This is a genomic window from Clavibacter californiensis (genome assembly GCF_021952865.1).
Taxonomy (GTDB): Bacteria; Actinomycetota; Actinomycetes; order Actinomycetales; family Microbacteriaceae; genus Clavibacter; species Clavibacter californiensis.
In genome coordinates, this window is record NZ_CP040792.1 from 1,584,439 (window position 1) to 1,609,329 (window position 24,891).

Consider the following 24,891-nt stretch of genomic DNA (forward strand, 5'->3'; position numbering starts at 1 on the left):
TCAGCGACGGACGGCCTCGGCGGTCCCCGCCGCCAGGTCCAGGGCGGCCCACAGGTCCCGCCCGAGCTGCGGGTCCGCGGCCTGCGCGGTCGTCTTCCCGTCGGGCGTGAGCTGGTCGAAGTACGTGCCGTTCGGCGCGCCCAGGTCGGGCACCGACGCGAGCTGCACCAGGGGCACGGCGCCCGCCTCGGCGGAGATGCCGTAGGCGCCCATCGACAGCGCGAGCAGCGCCTTCATCACGGTGCTGTCGGATCCGAACGACGTGCGCACGAGCCCCGGGTGGAACGAGCACGCCTCCATGCCGCGCGGGCCGACGCGCTCCGCGAGCGTGCGCATCATCAGGATCATCATCGCCTTCGACGTGCCGTACGCCTGCCAGCCGCCGAGCCAGGGGCGCTTCCGCCAGTCGAGGTCGTCGAGGCGCACGCGGCCCCAGAGGTTCGCGCGGCTCGCGGTGCCGATGACGCGCACCGGGCTCTCGTCGGCGCGGAGCGCGTCCTGCGTCTCCTCGAGGCGCGGCAGCAGGAGGCGGGTGAGGAGGAACGGCGCGAGGACGTTGCGCTGGAACGTGGTCTCGTGGCCGTCGCCCGTCATGGCGCGGCGCGGCACGAGGCTGCCGGCATTGAGGGCCAGCACGTGGATCCGCGGGCACGTCTCCAGGAGCGTCGCCGCCAGCGCGCGCACCTCGTCGAGCCGGTCCATGTCGGCGAGCACGTGCCGCGCACCCAGCTCGGCGGCGATGCCGCGCGTGCGCTCCGGATCGCGCCCGACCACGACCACGTCGGCACCGCGGTCGTGCAGCTCGCGGGCGGCGATGCGGCCGATGCCGGAGCTCGCTCCCGTGATGACGACCGTGCGGCCGTCGAGCGGGCCGGTCACCGGTACCCGCCCTTCTCGAGGCCCGCCTCGATCTCGAACCGGTTGCGCAGCGGGTCCCGCCCCGCCCACCAGTAGAGCAGCGGCATGAGCAGCCCGTACCTGCGCCACTGCGTGACGTGGACGGCCTCGTGCTCGAGCACCGCGGGTCCCGCGTTGTCGCGCGTCAGGTAGACGCGGCCGACGCACGTGCCACCGCGCCCGAAGACCCAGGACGGCAGGCCGGTGAGGACGATGAGGTCGCCGTGGCGGCGCACCTCGCCCGTGCTGAGCGGGAGGCCGATGGCGAGCGCGACACCCGTCGCGACGCCGCTGCCCGCGCGCGAGACGGGGGAGTCCAGCAGGACGCCGCGGACGGCGCCCGCGACGGCGCCGACGCTGGAGCGGATCACGCGGTCGGCCGCCCGTACGTCTCGAGCAGGCGCAGCCACACCTCGCTGATGGTGGGGTACGACGGCACCGCGTGCCAGAGGCGCGTGAGCGGCACCTCGCCGACGACCGCGATCGTGGCGGAGTGCAGCAGCTCGGCGACGTCCTGGCCGACGAAGGTGACGCCGACGATCACGCCGCGGTCCTCGTCGACGACCATGCGCGCCTTCCCCGTGTAACCGTCCGCGTGCAGGCTCGCGCCCGCGACGGATCCGAGGTCGTAGTCGACGACGCGCGTGCGGATGCCGGCCTCCTCCGCCGCCTTCGCGGTGAGGCCGACGCTCGCGACCTCCGGGTCGGTGAACGTCACCTGCGGGACGGCGCGGTGGTCGGCCGTCGCGACGTGGACGCCCCACGGGGAGTCGTCGACGGTGTCGCCGGTCGCGCGCGCCGCGATGACCTCGCCGGCCGCGCGTGCCTGGTACTTGCCCTGGTGGGTGAGGAGCGCGCGGTGGTTGACGTCGCCGACGGCGTAGAGCCACGGCGTCTCCGCGTTGACCTCGCCCGTGACGAGCATCGTGTCGTCCACGTCGAGGTACGCGCCGGCCTCGAGACCGACGGTGTCGAGGCCCAGGTCCTCGGTGCGCGGGGTGCGGCCGGTGGCGACGAGCACCTCGGCGGCCGTGACGGTGGATCCGTCCGTGAGCTCGACGGTGACCTCGTCGCCGTCGCGCGTGACGCGGGAGGGCGATGCCCCGAGGCGCACGTCGACGCCCATGTCCGTGAGGCTGTCGCCGACGAGCTCGCCCGCGAAGGGCTCCTGGCCGGTGAGCAGGCCGCTGCGGGCGACGACCGTGACGGCGCTGCCGAGCGAGGCGAAGGCCGTGGCCATCTCGGCCGCGACCACGCCGCCGCCGATGACGACGATCGAGGTAGGCATGACCTCGACGCTGGTGGCCTCGCGGCTCGTCCACGGCTGGGCCTCGGCGAGGCCGGGGATGTCGGGGAGGAGCGCGGCGGTGCCGGTGCTCACGGCGACGGCGTGCGTCGCCTCGTGCTCGGTCGTGGATCCGTCGGGCGCGGTGACCGTGACGCGGCGCGGTCCGGAGATGCGGCCGTGGCCGCGCGCCAGATCGATGCCGATGCCCTCGAGCCAGCTCACCTGGCCCTCGTCGGACCAGGAGCTGGTGAAGGAGTCGCGGCGCTTCAGCACGGCGGCGACGTCGAGCTCGCCCGTCACGGCCTCCTCCGACCCGGCGACGGCGCGCGCGGCGCGGAGGGCGCTGCCGGAGCGGAGCAGCGCCTTGCTCGGCATGCAGGCCCAGTAGGAGCACTCGCCGCCGACGAGCTCGGACTCGACGACGAGCACGCTGAGCCCGCCCTGCTTCGCGCGGTCGGCGACGTTCTCGCCGACGGGGCCGGCACCGATGACGATGAGGTCGTAAGAAGTCATGGACCCGACCCTACGCCGGGCGTCCCGGGCATCGGCCGGGCGGGTTCGGTCGACGGATCAGCGGCCGACGAAGTCCGCGGGCCGGCGCTCCGCGGCGGCGCGGATGCCGCGCGCCGCGTCCTCGGATCCCGCGAGCCGCACGAGCTCGGCGGGCAGCGCGGCGGCCGCGACCTCGGGCCCGTCGCGGAGCCCGGCGCGCGCGTTGCGGAGCGTCGCCTGCACGGCGAGCGGGGCCTGCGCGGCGATGCGCTCGGCGACCCCGATGGCCGCCGTGAGCTGCTCCCCGTCCGGCACCACGAGCTGCACGATGCGCATGCGCCTGGCCTCCTCGGCGTCGAAGAGGTCGCCCGTGAGGATCCAGCGCATGGCGTCGCCCCAGCCCGCGACGGCCGGGAAGCGGAGGGTCGCGCCGCCGAAGGGCAGGATGCCGCGCGCGACCTCGATCTGCCCGAACCGCGTGCCCGCGGCCGCCACCACGACGTCGCTCGCGAGGGCCAGCTCGATCCCGAGCGTGAGGCACGTGCCCTGGACCGCGAGGACCACGGGCTTGCCGACGCCGTCGCCGACCATCCGCCACGGGTCGACGCCGTCGTCCGGCACCGTGTCGAGGCCGCCGCCGGGGCCGCGGCCGATGTGCGGGGCCACGTCGGCGAGGTCGAGCCCGCCCGTGAAGTGGTCGCCGACCGCGTGCACCACGCCGACCCGCAGCTCCGGATCCCTGTCGAGCAGGCCGTACGCGCTCGCGAGCTCGCGGAGCATCCGCATGTCGGCGGCGTTGCGCTTGGCCGGCCGGTCGAGGCCGATGAGCAGCAGGTGCCCGCGCCGCTCGACGCGCACGCGGGGGGCGTCGTCGGCCGGGGGCCCTGCGGGGGATGCGGTGCGGGCGTCGTCACTCACGGCGGTCTCCTTCGATCGTCCGTCCCAGACTCGCAGGGCGAGGCGGGCGGCGCGACCTCCCGGTCGGGTCACACGGGCCCGGTGAGCGCCCCGATGATCCGCAGGATGGTGCCCATGTCGTCCACGGCCGCAGCGGGGGAGGACGGCGCGAACTCGGTGATCCCGGCGCCCGCGAGCCCGAACGACCGGCGCAGCGCCTTGATCGACTCGGTGACGGCCTGCACGTCGAGCCCGAACGGCTCCGGGTGGCCGACGCCGGACATCCCGCCCGGGTCGAGCACGTCGAGGTCGACGTGCACGTAGACATCGGCGGCGCCGGTCGCCCGCACGGCAGCGACGAGCGACTCGGGACCCACCTCCTCGGCGTCGACGAGCGCGATGCCGCGCGAGTCCACGAGCTCGGACTCGGCGTCGTCGAGCGCGCGCACGCCGGCGAGCACGACGCGGTCGGCCGTGACCGCGCCCGCCGGGAGCTCCAGCCCGTCGACGCCCTCGCCGATGACGGCGCGCAGCACCATCCCGTGGAAGGCGCCGCTCGGCGACGACGCGGGGGAGTTGAGGTCGGCGTGGGCGTCGAGCCAGACGACCGCGAGCCCGGGGTGCGCCGCGGCCGCGTGCCCGATGGCCGCGATCTCCACGCCGCAGTCGCCGCCGATGGTGACGACGGGGCCGGATCCGGACGCGGACACCGCCTGGAGCGCCGCCTCCTGGCGCGTGCGCACCGCGAGCAGCGACGCGTAGCGGAGGACTCCCGTGCCGAGCGACTCGCCGGCCTCGACGGGCACGTCCACCACCCGCGTGGCGGATGCGGGCAGGTCGCCGCGTATCGCCTGCGCCCCGTCCGCGAGCCTCATGGCGCGGGACGAGCCCGAGCCCTGCCATTGGGGGACGACGACGAATGAGGCGGGCACGTGCTCAGTATCCCGTGCGGCGCCGGACATGGCGACGCCCGTCGCCTGCGGTCGTGGCCGCGGGCGACGGGCATCGTCGTGGGGAGGAGCTGTCGCTCCGCCCGGCTACTGCATGTCGCGGTAGCGCTTGGCCTCGGCGAGCGCCTGGCGGAGGCTCGCGGCGTCGAGCTTCGGGCCGTAGCCGGGGGTGTCGCGCTGGATGCGCCAGCCCTCCGCGAGGGGTCCGGCGTCGACCGCGTCGTAGCCGAAGGAGTCGAGGATCGAGGTCACGGTCGCCTTCGCCTCGGCGTCGTCGCCCGCGATCACGAGCGCGCGGCGGCCAGGCGTGCCGGCGGGGGTGCCGTGCTCGGTGAGGTCGGCCGCGTAGATGTGGTTGAAGGCCTTGACGACCTTCGACTCGGGCAGGTGCCGCTGCAGCATCTCCGCGGTCGTCGTGGTCTCGTCGTCGAGCTCGGCGATGTGGCCGTCGCGCTCCGGGTAGTAGTTGTCGGTGTCGATCACGATCTTGCCGGCGAGCGGCGCGACGGGGACGCTGCCGATGTTCTTGAGCGGGATGGTGACGACGACGATCTCGCCGGCCTCCGCGACCTCCTGGACGGTGGCGGCGCGGGCGTGCTCACCGAGCTCGTCGACGAGCTCGGTGAGGGTCTCCGGGCCGCGCGAGTTCGCGATGACGACGTCGTGGCCGGTGGAGGTGAAGAGGCGGGCGAGCTGGCTGCCGATGAGTCCGGCGCCGATGATTCCGATGTTGGTCATGGTGAGGGGAACCGGATCCACGGGGGCGGCATTCCCCGCCGGGACGACGACGGGCGCCGCTCCCGGAGGATGCGGCGCCCGTCGTGGCGTGCGGCTACTCGCCGGACGTGACCTGCTTCGGCGCGGATCCGCCGGACTTGAGCGCGGCCAGGCGCGCCTCGACCTCGGTCAGCTCGCCGAGGTCCTCGAGCTCCTCGAACTGCGCGTCGAGGCTGGAGGCCTGCAGCTCCTCGGCGCCGCGGACGCGGGCCTCCTCGCGGCGGATCTTCTGCTCGAAGCGGCTGACCTCGCTGGTCGGGTCCATGATGTCGATGCTCTTCATGGCGTCCTGCACCTGCGACTGCGCCTGCACCGTCTTCTGGCGGGCGTTCAGCTCGTCGCGCTTCGACGACAGCTGCTGGAGCTTGTTCCGCATCGTGTCGAGGCCCTGCTTGAGCTTCTCGACGACCTCGGTCTGCGACGCGATGGTGGGCTCGGCGCCCTTCGCCTCGCTCTCCGACTGCATCTGGCGCTGCAGCGCCACGCGGGCGAGGGCGTCGAACTTGTCGGCGTTCGGGGTGTTGCCGGCGTTCCGGTACTCGTCGGCCTTGGTGCTCGCGGCGAGGGCCTTGCGGCCCCAGTCCTGCGCGGCCTGGACGTCCTCGCGGTGGTCGTCCTCGATCATCCGCAGGTTGCCGATGGTCTGGGCGACCGCGCTCTCGGCCTCGCGGATGCTCTCCGTGTAGTCGCGGACCATCTGGTCCAGCATGAGCTGCGGGTCCTCGGCCTGGTCGATGAGGTTGTTGATGTTGGCCTTCGCGAGCTGGGCGATGCGGCCGAGGATGGACTGCTTGGACATGGGTGCTGCTCCTTCTCGTCTGGTGCTTCGTCGGAATGGGTTGATCATGGGTCGCTCTCGTTCTCGTCGTCGTGCTGGTCGTCGCTAGAAGTCGCCGCCGCTGAAGCCGCCGCCTCCGCCGAAGCCGCCGCCGCTGAAGCCGCCGCCTCCGCCGAAGCCCCCGCCGCTGAAGCCGCCGCCTCCGCCTCCGCCACCCCAGCCGCCGCCTCCGCCGCCTCCGCTGAGCAGGCCGCCGATGATGCCGCCCATGATCGCGCCGCCGAAGGCGTCCCCGCCGCCGCGCCCGCCCATCATGCCGCCGCCGTAGCCGCCGCCCTGGTCGAGGTCGCGCTGCGCGGCCTCGATGGCCTGCGCGGCGTACGAGGTCGCGGCCTGGGACGCGGCGACAGCGCGCACGGGATCCCGCGGAGCGGCCTCGTGCGCGTCGTCGAGCGCGCGCTGCGCGTGCGCGAGACGCGTGCGGGCCTCCTCGCCGACGCCACCGCGGCGCGTCGAGATGAAGTCGCGCGCCGTCGCCACCTGGCTCTCGGCGGTCGACAGCGCCCGGGGCAGGTAGCCGACCGCGCGCTGCACCTGCTCCTGCTGCTCCCGCACGGGCGCGAGCGCCTCGTCGAGCCGGGCCTCGGCCTCCTGCAGCAGCGTGACGCTCGTGAGCGGATCCGCGAGCCGGCCCTGCAGCGGCGTGGCGTCGGCGATGGCCTGCTCGGCCGCCTCCACCAGACGGGTCAGCTCCGGCATGCGCCCTCCGCGCTGGGCGGCGCGGGCGTCCTGGATGTCGCTGCGGACGTCGGCGATCTCCTCCTGCACGCGCGTGGACGCGTGCTCGAGGTCGGACGAGACGCGGTCGACGCCGTCGAGGAGCTTGCCGGCCTGCCCCACCGCCTGCTGCGCCGCGCGCACCTTCACCGCGATCTCGCCCGTCGAGGCGCTGTCGCCCGCGCGGATGGCCTCTGCGGCCTCCTGCGCGGTGTCGGTCGCGAAGGAGAGGAGCGAGCGCGCCTGGTCGACGTTGCCGGTGACGGTCGTCATCGACGGGCCGGCGTAGCGGCGACCGAGGAGGTCCACCGCCTCCTGCGTCCGCTCGATCCGGGTCTTCAGCGACTCCGCGTCGGTGACGATGGCGGCGAGGGTCTGCGGCGCGTTCTTCTCGAGCGCGCGCAGCTCCTCGAACGACTCGGCCTGGGCCTCGAGCTCGGCCCGCGCCTCCTCGCACAGGTCGACGATGCGGGCGGCCCAGGTGCGGCGCTCCTCGTCGGTGTCCTCGATCGTGTCGTCGAGCTTCTGCTTGAGGGCGAACGCCTCGCGGACCTTGCCGCCCGCGGACGCGAGCACCTCCCGGTACGGGCCGACCGCGCCGGATCCGAACTCCGCCTCGGCGAAGCCCACCTCCTGCTCGCTGGTCTCGAGCGCGTCGTCGAGCTGCACGAGCATGCTGCCGGCGCGCTGCTCTGCGGTCCGCATCTCCTCGAGCACCGCCTGCCGCTTCTGCGCGACGGCCTTCCGCTTCTTGCGGCGGCCGACGAGCGTCGTGGCGACGGCTGCCACGAGGATCGCGCCCAGCACGAGGAGGAGGACGAGGCCGAAGTCGATGCCGGAGGAGTTCCCGGACGACGGGGTGGCCCCGGTCCCCGACTCGGTGCCCGTGCCGGTGCGTGCCTGGGACTCGATGCCCTGCGCGGCCGCGACGGCGGCTCCTGACCAGTCGCTGTCCTGCAGCTCCGGCCGGATCCCGTTCTGCAGGAGCTGGTCGCGTGCGGACTCCGACAGCTGCGCGGGAGCCCCGAAGGAGACCTGCCGGCCGTCGACGGCGACGGCGAGCAGCGCGTCGGAGTCCCCGAAGCCGTTGGCGGAGTTCGTCGCGCGGCCCCAGGCCGCCTGATCCGCCTCCCCGGTGAAGGTGTCCACGTACGCGACATGGAGGGTGATCCCGGTGTCCGTCCGGAGCGTGTCGATCGCCTGCTGGATCTGCTGCTCCTGCGCGGGCGTCACCGCGTCGACCTGGTCGAGGATCGTCGCCCCGCCGAAGTCGACCGGCCCCGTCGCCTGCGCGGACATCGGCACCATGGCCCCGGCCAGGCCGAGCGCGAGCGCGGCCCCGATCAATCTCGCGGACCGCGGCATGCGACTCCTCCGTCGTCTCGAGTACGTTCTCCGTCCAGGCTAGTGGCGCGGGTGCGTGCGCTGGCCGTGAGGATCCGGGCCGCGCGGGTCACGCGAGCTCCGCCACGGTGCGGTCGCGGGGATCCCAGCGGCGGATGCCCGCGGCCCGGGCCTCGAGCGGGTCGACGCGACCGAGCACCGACACCGCCGCGCCGAGCTGCTCGGCCGTCAGCCGCAGGGCGATCGTGATGTGCGGCGTCCACGCACCCGGACGCGTGTGCGGGACGACCTCGACGGGCGCGGCGTCGGCATCCGCGTCGGCGTCCGCGTCGGCGTCCGCCTGGTCGACGGCCGCGTGGATCCGCGCGTGCAGGTCGAGCAGCGCCCGGTCGACCACCACCTGCCGCGCGAGCACGAGGCCCCGCGGCGGGACTCCGAGGACGACGAGGCCGCCGAGCCGGAGCGTCGGCAGCGGAGAGGAGGAGGCGAGGGCGCGGACGGCGTCGTCCGCGGATCCACCGAGCCCTGCAGCCGCCAGCAGCGTCACGTGCGGGCGGTTGCTCTCGCCCGCGTGGTCGGCGAGGCTCGGCAGGTCGGCGTCGGCGAGGGCGCGCCAGGATGCGCGGACCGCGGCGTCGGACGCCGCGTCCAGCGTGAGCTCGAGGCTGCCGGCGCTCAGGGGCGGGGCGGGGTCGCGGGCGGCGTGTGGCCCTGGCCGCGGCCGCCGTCCGGGCCGAGCTTCCGGAGCTGGTCGTCGGCGGCCTGACGGGCCTTCTGGATCTTGTCGGCGTGCTTGCTGCCGGTGGCCTTGTCGGCGATGCCGGACACCTTGTCGATGGCGGTGCGGCCGACGTCCTGGCCCTTGGACGTGCGCAGGAATCCGGTGGCGGCGGCGGCGATGCGGGACAGCTTCACAGGTGGTCTCCTCTTGAGGGGATCGGGTGGGCCGCCGTGCCCGGGCGGCGCGGCGGTCGTCCTGCGTCCATCCTGGCGTGCCGCGCCTGTGCCGGAGCGGGGAGTCTCCTCGGGAGAGGGAATGCGTCGGCGCTCCCGGCCCGTGGCGACGGCGCGGCGGGCCTCGTCGCCGGTGCTACCCTGGATCCGCGCTCGCGCGCACCCTGGCCCCCATAGCTCAGGGGATAGAGCACTGCCCTCCGGAGGCAGGGGCGGAGGTTCGAATCCTCCTGGGGGCACACCTTCCCATATCCCGTGTTGGTGCGGTGAGAGGCCGGTCCCGTCCGCGGGGCCGGCCTCTCGTGCGTCCGGGTGATCCGCGTCTCGCTCGTCGCCGCCGTCGCGGCTTCGCGCGCAGGCATCCTCGCCGGCGGATGGCGAGGGGCGACGACCGCTGCGCGAGATAGCGCGCACCGGCACGACGGAGGGGATCGCATCGACTCGACGCGCGCACGTGGCTTCTGGTGCGGCAGGGGCGGAGGACGCGTTAACACACGCGGCGGGGCCCGAGACGGGTCTCGGGTTCCCGCCGCGTGGTGCTGGGCCCAACTGGGGGAGCGGGCCTCGACACGAAGGTAGCGGCCGACCGGCGGGACGACCACGCCGCCCGGTACTGGAAAATTCCAGTGGTGCAGGGACCAATCCGATCCCCGCATCGCGACGAAACGCCGCTCCCCGGTCCGGCAGGACGCGCGGTCGCGCCGTCGCGCGGTGGCGCGTCCGAGCCGGTCGGCCGGGCATCCGTCGCCAGCCGGCCTAGGCTCGGCGCATGGCTGACGACGACGACTCCACCCCGGTCCGCGACCTCCTGAAGGGCGCGAAGCCGAAGCCGCACGACTTCCCCGAGCTCGACCCCGCGCACCTGCCGGAGGACCCGATCGACCTCGTCATCGACTGGATCCGCGACGCCGTCGCCCACGACGCCGCCGAGCCGAACGCGGTCGTCCTCGCGACCGCCGACGCGGAGGGTCGCCCGAGCGCGCGCACGCTGCTGCTCAAGGACGTGACGCCCACGGTCGACGACGAGCCCGGCGCCCTCTGGTTCTCCTCGCTGGCAGACAGCCCCAAGGGGCGCGACCTCGAGGCCAACCCGCGCGCGGCGCTCGTCGCGTACTGGCGGGAGCGCGGGCGCCAGGTCCGCGCCACCGGCCCCGTCTTCCACGGCGACCGCGAGGTGAGCGAGCGCGACTTCCTCGCTCGGCACCCGTCGTCGCGCGCCGAGGTCATCGCGGGCGACCAGAGCGAGCCGATGCCCGACGCCGCCGAGCGCGACGCGCGGATCGCCCGGGCCCGCGAGGCCGTGGACGCGGATCCGGAGCTCGTCGCCGAGTCGTGGCGCGCCTACGTGCTGCAGCCGACGGTCGTCGAGTTCTGGCAGGCGACCGAGGACCACGGGCAGCTGCGGATCATGTACCGGTCCGGTCCCGACGGGTCCTGGTCGCACACGCTCGTCTGGCCCTGACGCCCACCGCGGGGCGGCGCGTGCCTCGGGCGGCGCGTGCCGCGGTCGGGCCGTGTTGCGGAACATGACGCGCGGCGTGCGATCCCGCGGGCGACGCCGCACACTGGATCCATGCCCGCCACCCTCCGCCGCCTCGCCGTCGTGCAGGTGACCCGCTCGCGTCCCGAGGCCGCCGCCTACAACACGCTCGTGCAGGGCCTCAACGCGCGCGTCGCCGAGGTCGCCGACGCCGCGGGCTGGCTGGTCGAGAACATCGCCGCGGAGGACGAGGGCGTCGAGTCGCTGCTCGCGCGCACGCGAGAGGCCGACGCCGTCGTGATCATGGGCGGCGAGGACGTCGCCCCGCGCTTCTACGGCGGGCCCGCCGAGTACGAGGGCCGCTCGACGCACCGCGAGGTCGCCGACGCCGGGCAGATCGCGCTCGTCCGCCGCGCGGTCGCCGAGGGCACGCCGCTCCTCGGCATCTGCCGCGGTGCCCAGATCGTCAACGTCGCGCTCGGCGGCACGCTGCAGCAGCACATCGAGGGCGTGGGGGAGCACCGCAACGACGCCGAGGAGATCACGGCCGTGATGCGCGACCACGACGTGCGGGTCGCGGGGGACAGCCGGCTCGCCCGCGTGCTGGGATCGACCGACGTCGTCGTGCGGAGCGCCCACCACCAGGCGGTCGACCGGCCGGGCACGGGACTCCGCGTCGTCGCGGTCGCGCCCGACGGCGTGCCGGAGGCCGTCGAGCACGAGAGCGCGCCCGTCATCGGCGTGCAGTGGCACCCGGAGGACCCGGGCGCCGCGCGCGACCAGCTCCCCGCCCTGCTCGACGCGCTCGCCGAGGCTTGCGCGCTGCGGGAGCCCGTCGACCCGGCGCGCACCGCGGCAGCCTGAGCCGACACCTGCCGGGACGACCGCGGCGCGCGCTGGTCGGCTACGACGGCACCCCGCTCGCGGCGTCGGGATCCATCGGGCTCACGAGCGTGCGCTCGCCCGTGTGCTCGCCCGTGCACGAGCTGGGGCGGATCGCGCGGGAGACGCTCCTCGCGATCGTCGACGGCCGGGAGGCCGCGTCGCGGATGCTCGAGCCGACGCTCGTGGCGCGCGCGTCGACGGGACCTCACCCGGCCTGAGCGGCGGCTCGGGCGGGCGCGCGGGGCAGGCGCACCGGGCCGGGCGGATCCGATGCCACGATGGACGCATGCGCCGCGACGTCTCCTCCATGCTCGAGCTGCATGTCTCCGGCGAGAGCGAGATGGCCTTCGCGATCGCCGTCGCCCGGGGCGCCGACATCGCGTCCGAGCACCTCTCCTTCTCGCTCGACGGCCGCCCGATCGAGGCGACGGAGGTGGTCGACCGGCACGACACCCGGCTGCACGTCCTGACGACAGGAGCGGGAGCGCTCACGATGGAGTACCGCGCGACGGTCACCGGCCGCCGCGACCCCGCGCCCGTCGACGACGTCGACCTCTGGATCTACCGCCGCCCGAGCCGCTACTGCGAGTCGGACACGCTCTTCCCCACGGCCCGCGGCGAGTTCCGCGGCCTCGACGGGCTGCCGCTCCTCGCCGCCGTGCGCGCGTTCGTGGCGGAGTCGCTGCGGTACGCGCCGGGATCCAGCCTCCCGACCGACGGCGCCGTCCGCACCCTGCTCGCCCGCCGCGGCGTCTGCCGCGACTACGCGCACCTCGTGATCGCGATGCTCCGCGCGCTCGACGTGCCCGCGCGGCTGGCCGCCGTCTACGCGCCCGGCCTCAGCCCCATGGACTTCCACGCGGTCGCCGAGGCGTGGGTCGACGGCGCGTGGCACGTGGTGGACGCCACCGGGCTCGCGCCGCGGCAGAGCCTGCTGCGGATCTCCACGGGTCGCGACGCCTCCGACACCGCGTTCCTCACCAACACCCGCAGCCTCGTGACCATCTCGCGCATGGAGGTCATGGCCACCGTCGACGAGCTGCCGGTCGACGACGTCGCCTCGGCCGTGCGCCTGGGCTGAGCCGTCCGCCCCGGCTGAGGGGCCGGATCAGCCGCCGACGGTCTCCAGCACCGCGTTGCCGAGGTCGGCGTGGTCGCCCGGCTCGTAGAACGCGGCGGACCGCATGACGATCATGTGCTTCGAGGAGTAGATGGTGGAGACGCCGATCGCGTCCTCGAGCTCGAAGTAGGCCTCGACGCCGGAGGGATACCCGGCGATGGGATCGGCCAGGAGGATGGCCGCGTCGCGCCGGGACTGCAGCTCGGCGGCCACGGGCTGCGCCACGTCGATCTCGACCGCGGTGCCGTCGGACGACCGGAAGGCGCAGGCGATGCCCTGCATCGTGAGGACGTCGGCGCGCAGGCCGTCCGTCGAGGTGTCCGCCGGGAGCGCCTCGCTCGCGAAGCCGGGGCCGAACTCGGCGAGGTCGGGCAGGAGCTGGTCGCACGTGGTGCTGACCGGGGTGCCCTTCGGCGGCGCGGGCGTGGGGGAGGCGCTCGGACCTGTGGCGGATCCGCCGCCCGCCGCCTGCCCGCCGACCGCGCTCGCCGAGGGGTCGGGTGTCGCGGGCTGGAGCGGGGCGGGGTTCGAGCATCCGGCGAGGAGGAGGGCGACGGCGAGGCCGGCGGCCGCGACGGCCGGGACGGTGCGCTCGGAGTGGGTGCGTCGGGGCGTGGGGAGGCTGGCGGGAATGGTGGTGCTCCTTCGGATCCGGGCGCGCCGCGGGGTGCGACGCTCGGCGCGCAGCGACGGGCCGCGAGCGGGAGGCGAGATCGACACACTACCGAGACGCGGCGCGGCCCCGCTGGGACGCTCCCGGTGCACCGGGGAGGCCCCGCGCGGGCGCGTGCGCCGGGAGGTGCGGGTCGCGCCCGCCGGTAGGCTCTATCCCCATGACGACCCCTGACCTGACCGGCGCCCTGTTCGACATCGTGGCCCGGACGGCAGGACGACGACCGGGTGGCGACGCCCTCGCGCTCAGCCCCGACATGGTCGTGCTCGAGCGCCCGCGCAACCGCGACCACGGCGACTGGGCCACCAACATCGCCATGCGCATCGCGAAGCCGCTGGGCGAGAACCCGCGCACCATCGCGGCCGACATCGCCGAGGCGCTCGGCGAGCTGCCGCAGGTCGCGAAGGTCGACGTCGCCGGGCCCGGCTTCATCAACATCACCCTCGAGGCGGCCGCCGCGGGCGCCCTCGCGCGCACCATCGTCGACGCGGGCCCCGCGTACGGCCGCGGGCACACGCTCGACGGGATCCGCATCAACCTCGAGTTCGTCTCCGCGAACCCCACCGGCCCCATCCACCTGGGCGGCGTGCGCTGGGCCGCGGTCGGCGACAGCCTCGCGCGCATCCTCCAGGCCGAGGGCGCTGACGTCACGCGCGAGTACTACTTCAACGACCACGGATCCCAGATCGACCGCTTCGCGCGCAGCCTCCTCGCGAGCCACCTCGGCGAGGACACACCCGAGGACGGCTACGGGGGCGCCTACATCGGCGAGATCGCCGAGCGCGTCGTGTCGGGCTACGAAGGCGACATCGACGCCCTCCCGCGCGAGGAGCAGCAGGAGGTCTTCCGGAGCGCGGGCACCGAGCTGATGTTCGGCGAGATCAAGCAGAAGCTGCACGACTTCGGCGTCGACTTCGACGTCTTCTTCCACGAGGACTCGCTGCACGAGTCCGGCGCCGTCGACCGCGCCGTCGCGCGCCTGAAGGAGCTCGGCCACGTCTTCGAGGAGGACGGCGCCGTCTGGCTCCGCACCACCACGTTCGGCGACGACCGCGACCGCGTGGTCATCCGCTCCACGGGCGAGCCCGCCTACATCTCGGGCGACCTCGGCTACTACCTCGACAAGCGCGAGCGCGGCTTCGAGCAGAACATCATCATGCTCGGCGCCGACCACCACGGGTACGTCGGCCGCATGATGGCGATGGCAGAGGCGTTCGGCGACACCCCGGGCGTCAACCTCCAGATCCTCATCGGCCAGATGGTCAACCTGCTGCGCGACGGCGAGCCGGTGAAGATGAGCAAGCGCGCCGGTACCATCGTCACGCTCGACGACCTGGTGGACGCGGTGGGCGTGGACGCGGGCCGCTACTCGCTCGTGCGCTCCTCCGCCGACCAGAACCTCGACATCGACCTCGCCGTCCTCGGCAAGCGCACCAACGACAACCCCGTCTTCTACGTGCAGTACGCCCACGCGCGGACCTGCGCGGTGGATCGCAACGCCGAGGCCTCGGGCGTCGACCGCTCCGCCTTCGCGCCGGAGCTGCTCACGCACCCGACCGAGTCGGCGCTGCTCGGCCTCCTGCAGGAGTTCCCGCGCATCGTCGCCCAGGCCGCCGAGCTGCGCGAGCCGCACCGGGTCGCCCGCTACATCGAGGAGCTCGCGGGCTCCTACCACCGCTGGTACGACAGCTGCCGGGTGGTCCCGCGGGGCGACGAGGAGGTCACCGACCTGCACCGCACGCGCCTGTGGCTGAACGACGCGGTCCGGCAGGTGGTCGCCAACGGCCTCGACCTCGTGGGCGTCTCGGCCCCCGAGCGCATGTAGGGGAGCGGATCATGTCGGGTCGTTTCCAGGGCACGGAGGTCTTCGAGGCGCCCGAGCGGCGCGACCCGCGGGAGGCGAAGCGGCGCCGTCGCGGTCCGCGCGGCGGCACCGTGTTCATCTGGCTCCTCGTGCTCGTCGTGATCGGCGTCGGGCTCGCGTTCGGGCTGCGGATCATCGACCAGACCGTGCGCGGCGTCGCCCAGGACCAGGCCGAGAAGCAGATCGCCGACCAGCTGCCCGGGCGGATCACCGGGCGCGTGAACGTCGCGATCGAGGGCGACTGGGTCATCCCGCAGCTCATCCGCGGCACGCTCGACCGCGTCGTGCTCGACGGCCCGAACCTCCAGGCCGACGGCACGCCGTTCCAGGCGCACATCGTCGCGACCGACGTGCCGACCGACCAGGAGCGCACCGTGGGGGACGTGGTCGCCACCGTGTCCATGGACCAGGATCCCGCCAGCGCCCTCCTCGCGAAGACCGCGGGCACGCCGCCCGACCTGCGCTTCGGCGACGGCACGCTCGGCTACTCCGGCTCCACGCGGATCCTCGGCCTCACGCTCGGCTACACCGTGGCCGCGGAGCCCGTGCTGCGGGACGGATCCACGATCGTCATCACCCCCGCCGAGGTGGAGCTCCAGGCGGGGTCGCTGAAGGTCGACCTCGCGCAGACCATCCAGGGGATCCGCGACATCACCTACCCCGTGTGCGTCGCGCAGTACCTCCCCGCGGGCGTCCAGGTGCAGGACGTGACCATCGCGGACGGGCGCGCGTCGATGACCGTTCAGTCGTCCTCCGTGAAGCTCACGCGCGACTCGCTCGGGGTCACCGGCAGCTGCGGCTAGCCGCTCCCGGCCGGGCCCCGACGGCCGTCGTCACGTGGGCGGAGCCCCCGTCCCGCCTCGATAGGATGGCTCGCACCGCCCCCTTCGGCTCCAGGGACCACACCGGGTCCGCTCGCCATCCCGCACGTCCGCCCCGCGTACGAACAGGTGACCTCCGTGACCGCGAACCCGCTGGCCCCGTCCTGGCTGCAGCCCCCTGACGACGCGAACGCGCTGGATCCCGCCGTCTGGTCGCGTGGCACCGTCCGCGGCGACGACGGCGCCATCCGCATCGCGGGAGCGCCCGCGACCGAGCTCGCCGCGCGCTACGGCACGCCGCTCTACGTGGTGGACGAGGACGACGTCCGCTCACGCGCCGCGGAGACCCTCGCGGCGTTCACGCGCGAGGCGGCCGCCGTCGGCACGAGCGCGCGCGTCTACTACGCGGGCAAGGCGTTCCTCAGCATCGAGGTCGCGCGCTGGATGGTGGAGGAGGGCCTCCACATCGACGTCTGCTCCGGCGGGGAGCTGGCCGTCGCGCTCGCCGGGGGCGCGGATCCGGCCCGCCTCGGCTTCCACGGCAACAACAAGTCGGTCGCGGAGATCGACCGGGCCGTCGGCGCCGGGATCGGCCAGATCGTCGTCGACAGCGCGATCGAGGTCGAGCGCGTCGCCGCTGCGGCCGCAGCCCACGGCCGCGTCCAGCCCGTGCGCCTCCGCGTGAACAGCGGCGTGCACGCCCACACGCACGAGTACCTCGCCACGGCCCGCGAGGACCAGAAGTTCGGGATCACGCTCGCCGACGCGCCCGGCCTCGTCGCGCGGATCCGGTCGCTCGCGTCCCTCTCCTTCACGGGCCTGCACGCCCACATCGGCAGCCAGATCTTCGAGACCGACGCCTTCGTCGAGTCCGCCCGCCGGCTCCTCGACCTGCACGAGCGGCTGCTCGCCGAGGGCGCCGTGCCCGAGCTCAACCTCGGCGGCGGCTTCGGCATCGCGTACACCTCGGACGACCGGCCCGTGCCGGTGCCCGAGATCGCCCGGCGGCTCACGCGCATCGTCGGCGACGAGTGCGGCAGGCGGGGGATCCCGGTGCCGGTCATCGCGGTCGAGCCCGGCCGCAGCATCGTCGGCCCGTCCACCGCCACGCTCTACACGGTCGGCACCGTGAAGGACGTGCTCGTGACCGTGGGCGGCGTCGACGGCGCGGTCGCGGAGGCCTCCTCGGCGACGGGCGACGTCGAGGACCCGCGCGTCGCCGAGGAGGCCGAGACGGCCGTCCGCCGCTACGTGAGCGTCGACGGCGGCATGAGCGACAACGCGCGTCCCGCCCTCTACGGCGCGGACTACTCGGTGCGGATCGCGGGCCGGTCCTCGGCGGCGGATCCCGCCCTCGTGCGCATCGCCGGCAAGCACTGCGAGAGCGGCGACCTCGTCGTCCTCGCCGACTACCTGCCGGGCGACGTGCGCGCAGACGACCTCGTCGCCGTCCCCGCGACCGGCGCCTACTGCTGGGCGCTCGCGAGCAACTACAACTGGATCGGCCGCCCGCCCGTCGTCGCCGTGCGCGACGGCGAGGCGCGCGTCATCGTCCGCGGCGAGACCGAGGCCGACCTGCTGGCGCGCGACGCGGGCACGCCCGCTGCCGCATCCCCCGACGTGAACGGAGCACGATGATCGAGTACCGGAACCTGCGCGTCGCCCTGCTGGGCTGCGGCTCGGTCGGCACCCAGGTGGCGCGCCTCATGCGGGAGCACGGCGAGGAGCTTGCGCAGCGCGTCGGCGCCCGGCTCGAGCTCGTGGGCATCGCGGTGCGCGACAAGGACGCGCCGCGCGACCCGTCCGTCCCGCGGGAGCTCCTCACGGCCGACGCGGAGTCGCTCATCCTCGGGGCCGACATCGTCATCGAGCTGATGGGCGGCATCGAGCCGGCGCGCGCCCACATCCTCGCGGCCATCGCCTCGGGTGCGGACGTCGTGACAGCGAACAAGGCGCTGCTCGCGACCCACGGCCCCGAGCTCTTCGAGGCGGCGGAGCAGGTCGGCGCGCAGCTCTACTACGAGGCTGCGGTGGCGGGCGCGATCCCGATCATCCGGCCCCTGCGCGACAGCCTCGCGGGCGACCGGGTCGAGCGGATCCTCGGCATCGTCAACGGCACGACGAACTACATCCTCGACGAGATGGACACCCACGGGCTCGGCTTCGACGAGGCCCTCGCGACCGCCACGGAGCTCGGGTACGCGGAGGCGGATCCCACGGCCGACATCGAGGGCTACGACGCCGCGCAGAAGGCCGCCATCCTCGCGAGCCTCGCCTTCCACACGCGCGTGCCGGTCGAGGCCGTGCACCGCGAGGGGATCACGGGCCTCACCGCCGCGCAGTTCGACTCCGCCCGCAAGGCCGGCTACGTGATCAAGCTGCTCGCGATCTGCGAGCGCCTCACCGATCCCGCCACCGGCCGCGACGGCGTCTCCGCCCGCGTGTACCCGGCGCTCGTGCCGCGCGACCACCCGCTCGCCGCGGTGCACGGCGCGAACAACGCCGTCTTCGTCGAGGCGGAGGCCGCCGGCGACCTCATGTTCTACGGCGCGGGCGCCGGGGGAGTGCAGACGGCGTCGGCCGTCCTCGGCGACGTCGTCTCCGCGGCGCGCCGGCACGTCGTCGGCGGCCCGGGCGTCGCCGAGTCGACGCACGCCGACCTCGAGACGCTGCCCGTCGGCGCGATCACGACCCAGTACCAGATCACGCTGCAGGTCGCGGACGAGCCGGGCGTGCTCGCCCGCATCGCGCAGCTGTTCAGCGAGCACGGCGTCTCCGTGGAGACGCTCGAGCAGACCACGCACCAGGCACCCGTGGCGGGAGGGGCGGGCGACCGGCCCACCGCTAGCCTGGTGATCGGCACGCACCGCGCCACCGACGCGGCCCTCCGGGCCACCGTCGACGCGGTCTCGAACCTCGACGCGGTGACGGCAGTCGCGAGCGTCCTCCGAGTAGAAGGAGCCTGATGGCCCACCAATGGCGCGGACTGCTCCGCGAATACGCCGACCGCCTCGACGTCACGGACGCCACCCCGATCATCACCCTCGGCGAGGGCGGCACGCCGCTCATCCCCGCGCCGGCGCTCTCCGCCCGCACGGGCGCGAAGGTGTGGGTCAAGTACGAGGGCATGAACCCGACGGGATCCTTCAAGGACCGCGGCATGACCATGGCGATCTCGAAGGCCGTCGAGCACGGCGCGAAGGCCGTCATCTGCGCGTCGACCGGCAACACGTCGGCCTCGGCCGCCGCGTACGCGACGCACGCGGGCATCACGGCCGCCGTGCTCGTGCCCGAGGGCAAGATCGCGATGGGCAAGCTCAGCCAGGCCGTCGCCCACGACGCGCAGCTGCTCCAGGTGCGCGGCAACTTCGACGACTGCCTCGACATCGCCCGCGAGCTCAGCGCGAACTACCCGGTGCACCTCGTCAACAGCGTCAACAACGACCGCATCGAGGGCCAGAAGACGGGCGCGTTCGAGGTCGTCGAGGTGCTGGGCGACGCGCCGGACTTCCACCTCATCCCCGTCGGCAACGCCGGCAACTACACCGCGTACACGCGCGGCTACCGCGAGGACCTCGAGGCGGGCAACGCCACGAAGCTGCCGCGCATGTTCGGCTTCCAGGCCGCGGGCAGCGCGCCCATCGTCGACGGCGCCATCGTCAAGGACCCCGACACGATCGCCAGCGCGATCCGCATCGGCAACCCCGCGTCGTGGAAGCTCGCCCTCGAGGCGCAGCTGCTCACCGACGGCTACTTCGGCGCGATCTCGGACGCGAAGATCCTCGAGGCGCACCGCATCCTCTCGGCCGAGGTAGGCATCTTCGTCGAGCCCGCGTCGGCCATCAGCGTCGCCGGGCTGCTCGAGCGCGCCGAGGCCGGGCAGATCCCGAAGGGCGCGACGGTCGTCCTCACGGTCACCGGTCACGGCCTGAAGGACCCGCAGTGGGCGCTCCGCACCGCGGACGGCTCGGACGTGGCCCCCACGAGCGTGGGCGTCGACATCGCCGAGATCGCGGGCGTGCTCGACCTGGTCGCGTCGTGACCGACGGTCCGATGCCCTCGGCGCTCGCGACGGGTCGCCGCGTCCAGGTGCGCGTTCCCGCGACGAGCGCCAACCTCGGCCCCGGCTTCGACACGCTCGGCCTCGCGCTCGCGCTGTACGACGACCTCACGGTGACGGTGCGCGACGCGCCCGGCGCCACCGTCGACGTGCGCGGCGTGGGTGCGGGCGAGGTGCCGACCGACGAGACGAACCTCGTCGTCACGGCCATCGCCCACACGTTCGCCGCGTTCGACCAGCCCATGCCCGGCCTCGACCTCGTGGCGGAGAACCGGATCCCGCACGGCCGCGGCCTCGGATCCTCGGGCGCCGCCATCGTGTCCGGCATCATGGCGGCCCAGGGCCTCCTCGCCGGCACGGTCGAGATCGACGCCGACGCACTCCTCCGCCTCGCCACCGAGATGGAGGGCCACCCCGACAACGTCGCGCCCGCGCTCTTCGGCGGCCTCACCATCGCGTGGGTCGACGGCCAGGGCCCGCAGCACAAGAAGCTCGCCGTGCACCGCGGCGTCTCGCCTCTCGTGCTCGTGCCGGTCGCGACCATGTCCACGGCGCTCGCCCGCAGCCTGCAGCCGGAGTCGGTGCCGCACGAGGACGCGATCTTCAACGTGTCGCGCTCGGCCCTGCTCATCGCGGCGCTCATCCAGAGCCCCGAGCTGCTGCTCGCGGCGACCGAGGACCGGCTGCACCAGGACTACCGCGCCGCCGCGATGCCCGAGACCAATGCGCTCGTGCACCTGCTGCGCGAGCGCGGCTACGCGGCCGTCGTGTCGGGCGCAGGTCCCTCGCTCCTCGTCCTCGGCAGCGACCCGGGCCAGCGCCTCACCGCCGCCGAGCTCGTCGCCGAGCGCAGCACGAACCCGTGGACCGCGCTCATGCTCGCCGTCGACGTCAAGGGCTCGACCGTCCAGGTCGTCGACGAGGGACCCGCTCCCGCCGCCTAGCTGGACCGTGCGGCTCCCGCGCACCCGGCGCGCCGTTCCCCCTCGGGCGGGGCGCCGGGTGCTAGGCTCTGCTCGACCCCGGAATCAACGGATCCACGCATGCGCGTCGGAGATCCGGTCCCGGTGGTCGTTCCTCACCACTCACCCGCTGTCGTCTCTGCAAGATCCCGTGCCTCCGTGCCCGACAGCAGCTCCGGACGGAATCAGACCGTCCGCCGCTTTCGCAGAGACACACGCGATCGGCTCTCCTCCGCACGGGCTTCGTCCCGCCGGACAGGGGAAAGGACCCACGCACATGACCGATGTCGACACCCGCGCCACCACCGCGGACCTGAGCGCGCTCCGCGTCTCCCAGCTCCAGGCGATCGCCTCCGAGCTCGGGATCCCGGGCGGCTCCAAGCTCCGGAAGGGCGAGCTCGTGACCGCGATCTCCGAGATCCAGGCCGCCCGGGGCACCACCGCCCCCGCCGACGAGACGGCCCCCGAGGCCGCCGCACCCGCCGAGGCCGGCGACGTGACCCCCGCTCCCGCAGCCGACGCCGCCGTCGCGCCCGTCGTCGAGGAGGCCCCCGCCTCGGAGCCCGTCGTCGCCGACGCCGCCCCGGCTGCGGACGCGACCCCCGTCGAGGCGCCCGTCGCCGAGACGCCCGTCACCGAGGCGCCCGCCGCCGACGCCCCGGCCGAGCAGCCCGCGCGCTCCAGCCGCGGATCCCGCCGCGCCAGCACCGCCCGCATCGTGCCCGAGCGCATCGCCGAGACCGTCGAGGCGCCCGCCGCCGAGCCCGCCGGCACGGGCCTCGAGGCCCGCATCGCCGAGGCCACCGGCGGCAGCACGCAGGAGCCCCGCACCGAGGCACCCCGCACCGAGGCGCCCGCGCGCTCCGGCCGCGGATCCCGCCGCGCCACGAGCTCCGGTGTCGTGGACCCCGCGACCGAGGCCCCGCGCCAGGCCGCCCACCACGTGAACAGCGGCCAGACCGCCGACCAGCTCGTCCCCGCTGACGCGCAGGCCGACGCGCAGGCCGACGCGCAGGCGCCTGCCGCCGACGCCCCCACCGAGGAGCAGGCGCCCGCCCAGCGCTCCGGCCGCGGCCGTCGCCGCGGCGGACGCGACGCCCAGGACGGCGCCGACCGCGGCGCCGCGCAGGACGCGCCCGCCCAGGACACCGCCGACGAGGTCCCCGCCGCATCCGAGCAGGGCGACCGGCAGCGCGACGACCGCGACGCCGACGACCAGGGCGGACGCCGCGACGACCAGGCACGCGAGGGTCGCGAGGGCGGCCGCAACCGCAGCCGCAACCGGCGCAACCGCGACCGCGGCCGCGACCAGGACGACCAGCAGCAGAACGGCCGCGACCAGGGCCAGTCGCAGCAGGCCCCCCGCGAGCCCGACGCCGACGACGAGGCGCAGGAGGAGGCCCGCACGGGTCGCCAGCGCCAGAACGGCCGCGGCCAGGGCGACCGCACGCAGGACGTGCGCGCCGACCAGGCCCGCGCAGACCTCGGCCGCGACGACGACCGCGGCGGTCGCAGCCGGTACCGCGACCGCAAGCGCGGCCGCGGCCAGGGCGGCGACGACTTCGAGCCCGAGGTCACCGAGGACGACGTCCTCCTGCCCGTCGCCGGGATCCTCGACGTGCTCGACAACTACGCGTTCGTCCGCACGAGCGGCTACCTGCCCGGCACGAACGACGTCTACGTCTCGCTCGGCCAGGTCAAGAAGCACTCGCTGCGCAAGGGCGACGCGATCGTCGGCGCCATCCGCCAGCCGCGGGAGAACGACAGCCAGAGCCGCCAGAAGTACAACGCGATCGTGAAGATCGACTCGGTCAACGGCCTGCCGCCCGAGGAGGCCGCGAACCGCGTCGAGTTCGGCAAGCTCACGCCGCTGTACCCGCAGGACCGCCTCAGCCTCGAGACCGAGCCCAACAAGCTCACGACGCGGATCATCGACCTCGTGTCGCCGATCGGCAAGGGCCAGCGCGGCCTCATCGTCTCGCCGCCCAAGGCCGGCAAGACGCTCGTGCTCCAGGCGATCGCGAACGCCATCGCCACCAACAACCCCGAGGTCCACCTCATGGTCGTGCTGGTCGACGAGCGTCCCGAGGAGGTCACCGACATGCAGCGCACGGTGAAGGGCGAGGTCATCGCCTCCACCTTCGACCGCCCCGCCGAGGACCACACCACGGTCGCCGAGCTCGCCATCGAGCGCGCCAAGCGCCTCGTGGAGCTCGGCCACGACGTGGTCGTGCTGCTCGACTCCATCACCCGCCTCGGACGCGCGTACAATCTCGCGGCTCCCGCGTCGGGCCGGATCCTCTCGGGCGGCGTCGACTCGTCGGCGCTGTACCCGCCGAAGCGCTTCTTCGGCGCGGCGCGCAACATCGAGCACGGTGGATCGCTCACGATCCTCGCCACGGCGCTCGTGGAGACCGGATCCAAGATGGACGAGGTCATCTTCGAGGAGTTCAAGGGCACCGGCAACATGGAGCTCCGCCTCTCGCGCGCCCTCGCCGACAAGCGGATCTTCCCCGCCGTCGACGTCAACGCCTCCGGCACGCGCCGCGAGGAGATGCTCATGGGCGCCGACGAGGTCAAGGTCACCTGGAAGCTGCGCCGCGCCCTCGCCGGGCTCGAGCAGCAGCAGGCCCTCGAGATCGTCCTCAGCCGCCTTAAGGAGACGACGTCCAACGTCGAGTTCCTCATGAAGGTCCAGGCCTCCATGCCCAACACCGGCAACGGCGTGTCCCACCAGAGCCACGGGCACGGCGCGCACGAGAAGGGCTGACCCCCGTGTTCGAGTCCGTCGTCCAGCTGCTGGAGGAGCACGAGGAGCTCCAGCAGCAGCTCGGCGACCCCGAGCTCCACGCCGACGCGTCGCGCTCACGCAAGGTCAACCGCCGCTACGCGGAGCTGAGCCGGATCGTCGCCGCGCACGCGGAGTGGACCCAGCTCGGCGACGACCTCGCCGCCGCGCGTGAGCTGGCCGAGGAGGACGCGGCGTTCGCCGACGAGATCCCCGGCCTCGAGCAGGCGCTGGATCAGGCGCAGGAGAAGCTCCGGCGCCTCCTGATCCCGCGCGACCCCGACGACGCGCGCGACGTCATCATGGAGATCAAGATGGGGGAGGGCGGCGCCGAGAGCGCGCTGTTCGCCGCCGACCTGCTCCGGATGTACCTGCACTACGCCGAGTCGCGCCGCTGGAAGACCGAGGTCCTCAGCCAGACCCAGAGCGACCTCGGCGGCTACAAGGACGTCCAGGTCGCCATCAAGGGCACATCGGACGACCCCGCGCTCGGCGTGTGGGCGCACCTCAAGTACGAGGGCGGCGTGCACCGCGTGCAGCGTGTGCCGGCGACCGAGTCGCAGGGGCGCATCCACACCTCGGCCGCGGGCGTGCTCGTGATCCCCGAGGTCGAGGAGGTCGAGGAGGTCGCGATCGACCCCAACGACCTCAAGATCGACGTGTACCGCTCGTCCGGCCCCGGCGGCCAGTCGGTCAACACGACCGACTCCGCCGTCCGCATCACCCACCTGCCCACGGGCATCGTGGTCGCGATGCAGAACGAGAAGAGCCAGCTGCAGAACCGCGAGGCCGGGATGCGCGTGCTGCGCGCCCGAGTGCTCGCGAAGCAGCAGGAGGAGATCGACGCGGAGGCCTCGGCCGTGCGCCGGAGCCAGATCCGCACGATGGACCGGTCCGAGCGCATCCGCACGTACAACTTCCCGGAGAACCGCATCGCGGACCACCGCACGGGATACAAGGCGTACAACCTCGACGCCGTGATGGACGGAGCCCTCGACCCCGTCGTGGAGTCGTGCATCCAGGCGGACGAGGAGGCGCGGCTCGACGCGCTCGGGACGGACGCGTGACGCCCTCGCGCGTCGCG

Annotated in this window: 23 protein-coding genes and 1 tRNA gene; 13 read left to right on the forward strand and 11 right to left on the reverse strand. The window is 74.1% G+C overall.

Going from position 1 to position 24,891, the window contains the following annotated elements; all coding sequences use genetic code 11:
- From FGD68_RS07765 to FGD68_RS07810, 10 genes are all read right to left on the reverse strand, one after another.
- On the reverse strand, positions 1–879 hold the full coding sequence (locus FGD68_RS07765) for an SDR family NAD(P)-dependent oxidoreductase (RefSeq protein ID WP_119373311.1): 879 nt from the start codon (positions 877–879) through the stop codon (positions 1–3).
- Complete coding sequence (locus tag FGD68_RS07770) at positions 876–1,268, reverse strand: Fe-S oxidoreductase (RefSeq protein ID WP_119373310.1); 393 nt, start codon at positions 1,266–1,268, stop codon at positions 876–878. The genes FGD68_RS07765 and FGD68_RS07770 overlap by 4 nt, the downstream gene beginning before the upstream one ends.
- Positions 1,265–2,698, reverse strand: a complete 1,434-nt coding sequence (locus tag FGD68_RS07775) for a dihydrolipoyl dehydrogenase family protein (RefSeq protein ID WP_119373309.1) — start codon at positions 2,696–2,698, stop codon at positions 1,265–1,267. Before FGD68_RS07775 ends, FGD68_RS07770 begins: the two co-directional genes overlap by 4 nt.
- A gap of 57 nt (positions 2,699–2,755) precedes the next feature.
- On the reverse strand, positions 2,756–3,595 hold the full coding sequence (locus tag FGD68_RS07780; RefSeq protein ID WP_237609321.1) for a crotonase/enoyl-CoA hydratase family protein: 840 nt from the start codon (positions 3,593–3,595) through the stop codon (positions 2,756–2,758).
- Between the two features lie 68 nt (positions 3,596–3,663).
- A complete protein-coding gene (locus FGD68_RS07785; protein WP_119373586.1) occupies positions 3,664–4,506 on the reverse strand; it encodes an arginase family protein in 843 nt (280 codons plus the stop codon).
- Positions 4,507–4,611: 105 nt separating this feature from the next.
- On the reverse strand, positions 4,612–5,262 hold the full coding sequence (locus tag FGD68_RS07790; protein ID WP_104236097.1) for an NADPH-dependent F420 reductase: 651 nt from the start codon (positions 5,260–5,262) through the stop codon (positions 4,612–4,614).
- Positions 5,263–5,356: 94 nt separating this feature from the next.
- Entirely contained in the window at positions 5,357–6,100 is a 744-nt protein-coding gene (locus tag FGD68_RS07795) for a PspA/IM30 family protein (RefSeq protein ID WP_104236098.1), read from the reverse strand.
- A gap of 84 nt (positions 6,101–6,184) precedes the next feature.
- Positions 6,185–8,221 (reverse strand): TPM domain-containing protein, encoded by a 2,037-nt coding sequence (locus FGD68_RS07800; protein ID WP_237609322.1) that lies wholly within the window; start codon positions 8,219–8,221, stop codon positions 6,185–6,187.
- A gap of 88 nt (positions 8,222–8,309) precedes the next feature.
- The gene (locus tag FGD68_RS07805) at positions 8,310–8,879 is read right to left on the reverse strand and encodes a 2'-5' RNA ligase family protein (protein WP_119372579.1); all 570 of its coding nucleotides are present in this window, start codon (positions 8,877–8,879) and stop codon (positions 8,310–8,312) included.
- Complete coding sequence (locus FGD68_RS07810; RefSeq protein WP_104236099.1) at positions 8,876–9,115, reverse strand: antitoxin; 240 nt, start codon at positions 9,113–9,115, stop codon at positions 8,876–8,878. The genes FGD68_RS07805 and FGD68_RS07810 overlap by 4 nt, the downstream gene beginning before the upstream one ends.
- A gap of 206 nt (positions 9,116–9,321) precedes the next feature.
- Between FGD68_RS07810 and FGD68_RS07815 the strand changes: the two genes are divergently transcribed.
- The 5 genes from FGD68_RS07815 to FGD68_RS07835 all read left to right on the forward strand — a co-directional run bounded on the left by FGD68_RS07815 (position 9,322) and on the right by FGD68_RS07835 (position 12,600).
- Positions 9,322–9,393, forward strand: a tRNA-Arg gene (locus tag FGD68_RS07815).
- A 530-nt stretch (positions 9,394–9,923) separates the two neighbouring features.
- Positions 9,924–10,616: a pyridoxine/pyridoxamine 5'-phosphate oxidase gene (locus tag FGD68_RS07820; RefSeq protein ID WP_119372578.1), complete on the forward strand. Its 693-nt coding sequence runs from the start codon at positions 9,924–9,926 to the stop codon at positions 10,614–10,616.
- Between the two features lie 111 nt (positions 10,617–10,727).
- On the forward strand, positions 10,728–11,498 hold the full coding sequence (locus FGD68_RS07825; RefSeq protein ID WP_119372577.1) for a gamma-glutamyl-gamma-aminobutyrate hydrolase family protein: 771 nt from the start codon (positions 10,728–10,730) through the stop codon (positions 11,496–11,498).
- Positions 11,450–11,737 (forward strand): hypothetical protein, encoded by a 288-nt coding sequence (locus tag FGD68_RS07830; protein ID WP_237609323.1) that lies wholly within the window; start codon positions 11,450–11,452, stop codon positions 11,735–11,737. Before FGD68_RS07825 ends, FGD68_RS07830 begins: the two co-directional genes overlap by 49 nt.
- Positions 11,738–11,805: 68 nt before the next feature.
- Positions 11,806–12,600, forward strand: coding sequence for a transglutaminase-like domain-containing protein (locus FGD68_RS07835; protein WP_104236102.1), 795 nt, complete (start codon positions 11,806–11,808; stop codon positions 12,598–12,600).
- Between the two features lie 27 nt (positions 12,601–12,627).
- Here the strand turns inward: FGD68_RS07835 and FGD68_RS07840 are convergent, their stop codons facing one another.
- Positions 12,628–13,359, reverse strand: coding sequence for a hypothetical protein (locus tag FGD68_RS07840; RefSeq protein WP_237609324.1), 732 nt, complete (start codon positions 13,357–13,359; stop codon positions 12,628–12,630).
- A 113-nt stretch (positions 13,360–13,472) separates the two neighbouring features.
- On the opposite strand from FGD68_RS07840, the gene argS reads away from it, so the two are divergent.
- The 8 genes from argS to prfA all read left to right on the forward strand — a co-directional run bounded on the left by argS (position 13,473) and on the right by prfA (position 24,874).
- Entirely contained in the window at positions 13,473–15,137 is a 1,665-nt protein-coding gene (gene argS, locus FGD68_RS07845; protein ID WP_119372576.1) for an arginine--tRNA ligase, read from the forward strand.
- An 11-nt stretch (positions 15,138–15,148) separates the two neighbouring features.
- The gene (locus FGD68_RS07850; RefSeq protein ID WP_119372575.1) at positions 15,149–15,979 is read left to right on the forward strand and encodes an LmeA family phospholipid-binding protein; all 831 of its coding nucleotides are present in this window, start codon (positions 15,149–15,151) and stop codon (positions 15,977–15,979) included.
- A gap of 156 nt (positions 15,980–16,135) precedes the next feature.
- Complete coding sequence (locus tag FGD68_RS07855; RefSeq protein ID WP_119372581.1) at positions 16,136–17,635, forward strand: diaminopimelate decarboxylase family protein; 1,500 nt, start codon at positions 16,136–16,138, stop codon at positions 17,633–17,635.
- Complete coding sequence (locus tag FGD68_RS07860; RefSeq protein WP_119372574.1) at positions 17,632–18,963, forward strand: homoserine dehydrogenase; 1,332 nt, start codon at positions 17,632–17,634, stop codon at positions 18,961–18,963. The genes FGD68_RS07855 and FGD68_RS07860 overlap by 4 nt, the downstream gene beginning before the upstream one ends.
- Positions 18,963–20,039: a threonine synthase gene (thrC, locus tag FGD68_RS07865; protein ID WP_079532519.1), complete on the forward strand. Its 1,077-nt coding sequence runs from the start codon at positions 18,963–18,965 to the stop codon at positions 20,037–20,039. The genes FGD68_RS07860 and thrC overlap by 1 nt, the downstream gene beginning before the upstream one ends.
- 11 nt (positions 20,040–20,050) lie before the next feature.
- Complete coding sequence (gene thrB, locus FGD68_RS07870) at positions 20,051–21,001, forward strand: homoserine kinase (protein WP_119372580.1); 951 nt, start codon at positions 20,051–20,053, stop codon at positions 20,999–21,001.
- A 295-nt stretch (positions 21,002–21,296) separates the two neighbouring features.
- Positions 21,297–23,789, forward strand: coding sequence for a transcription termination factor Rho (rho, locus tag FGD68_RS07875; RefSeq protein WP_237609325.1), 2,493 nt, complete (start codon positions 21,297–21,299; stop codon positions 23,787–23,789).
- 5 nt (positions 23,790–23,794) lie between these two features.
- On the forward strand, positions 23,795–24,874 hold the full coding sequence (gene prfA / locus FGD68_RS07880) for a peptide chain release factor 1 (protein WP_015489858.1): 1,080 nt from the start codon (positions 23,795–23,797) through the stop codon (positions 24,872–24,874).
- Positions 24,875–24,891 lie beyond the last annotated feature (17 nt).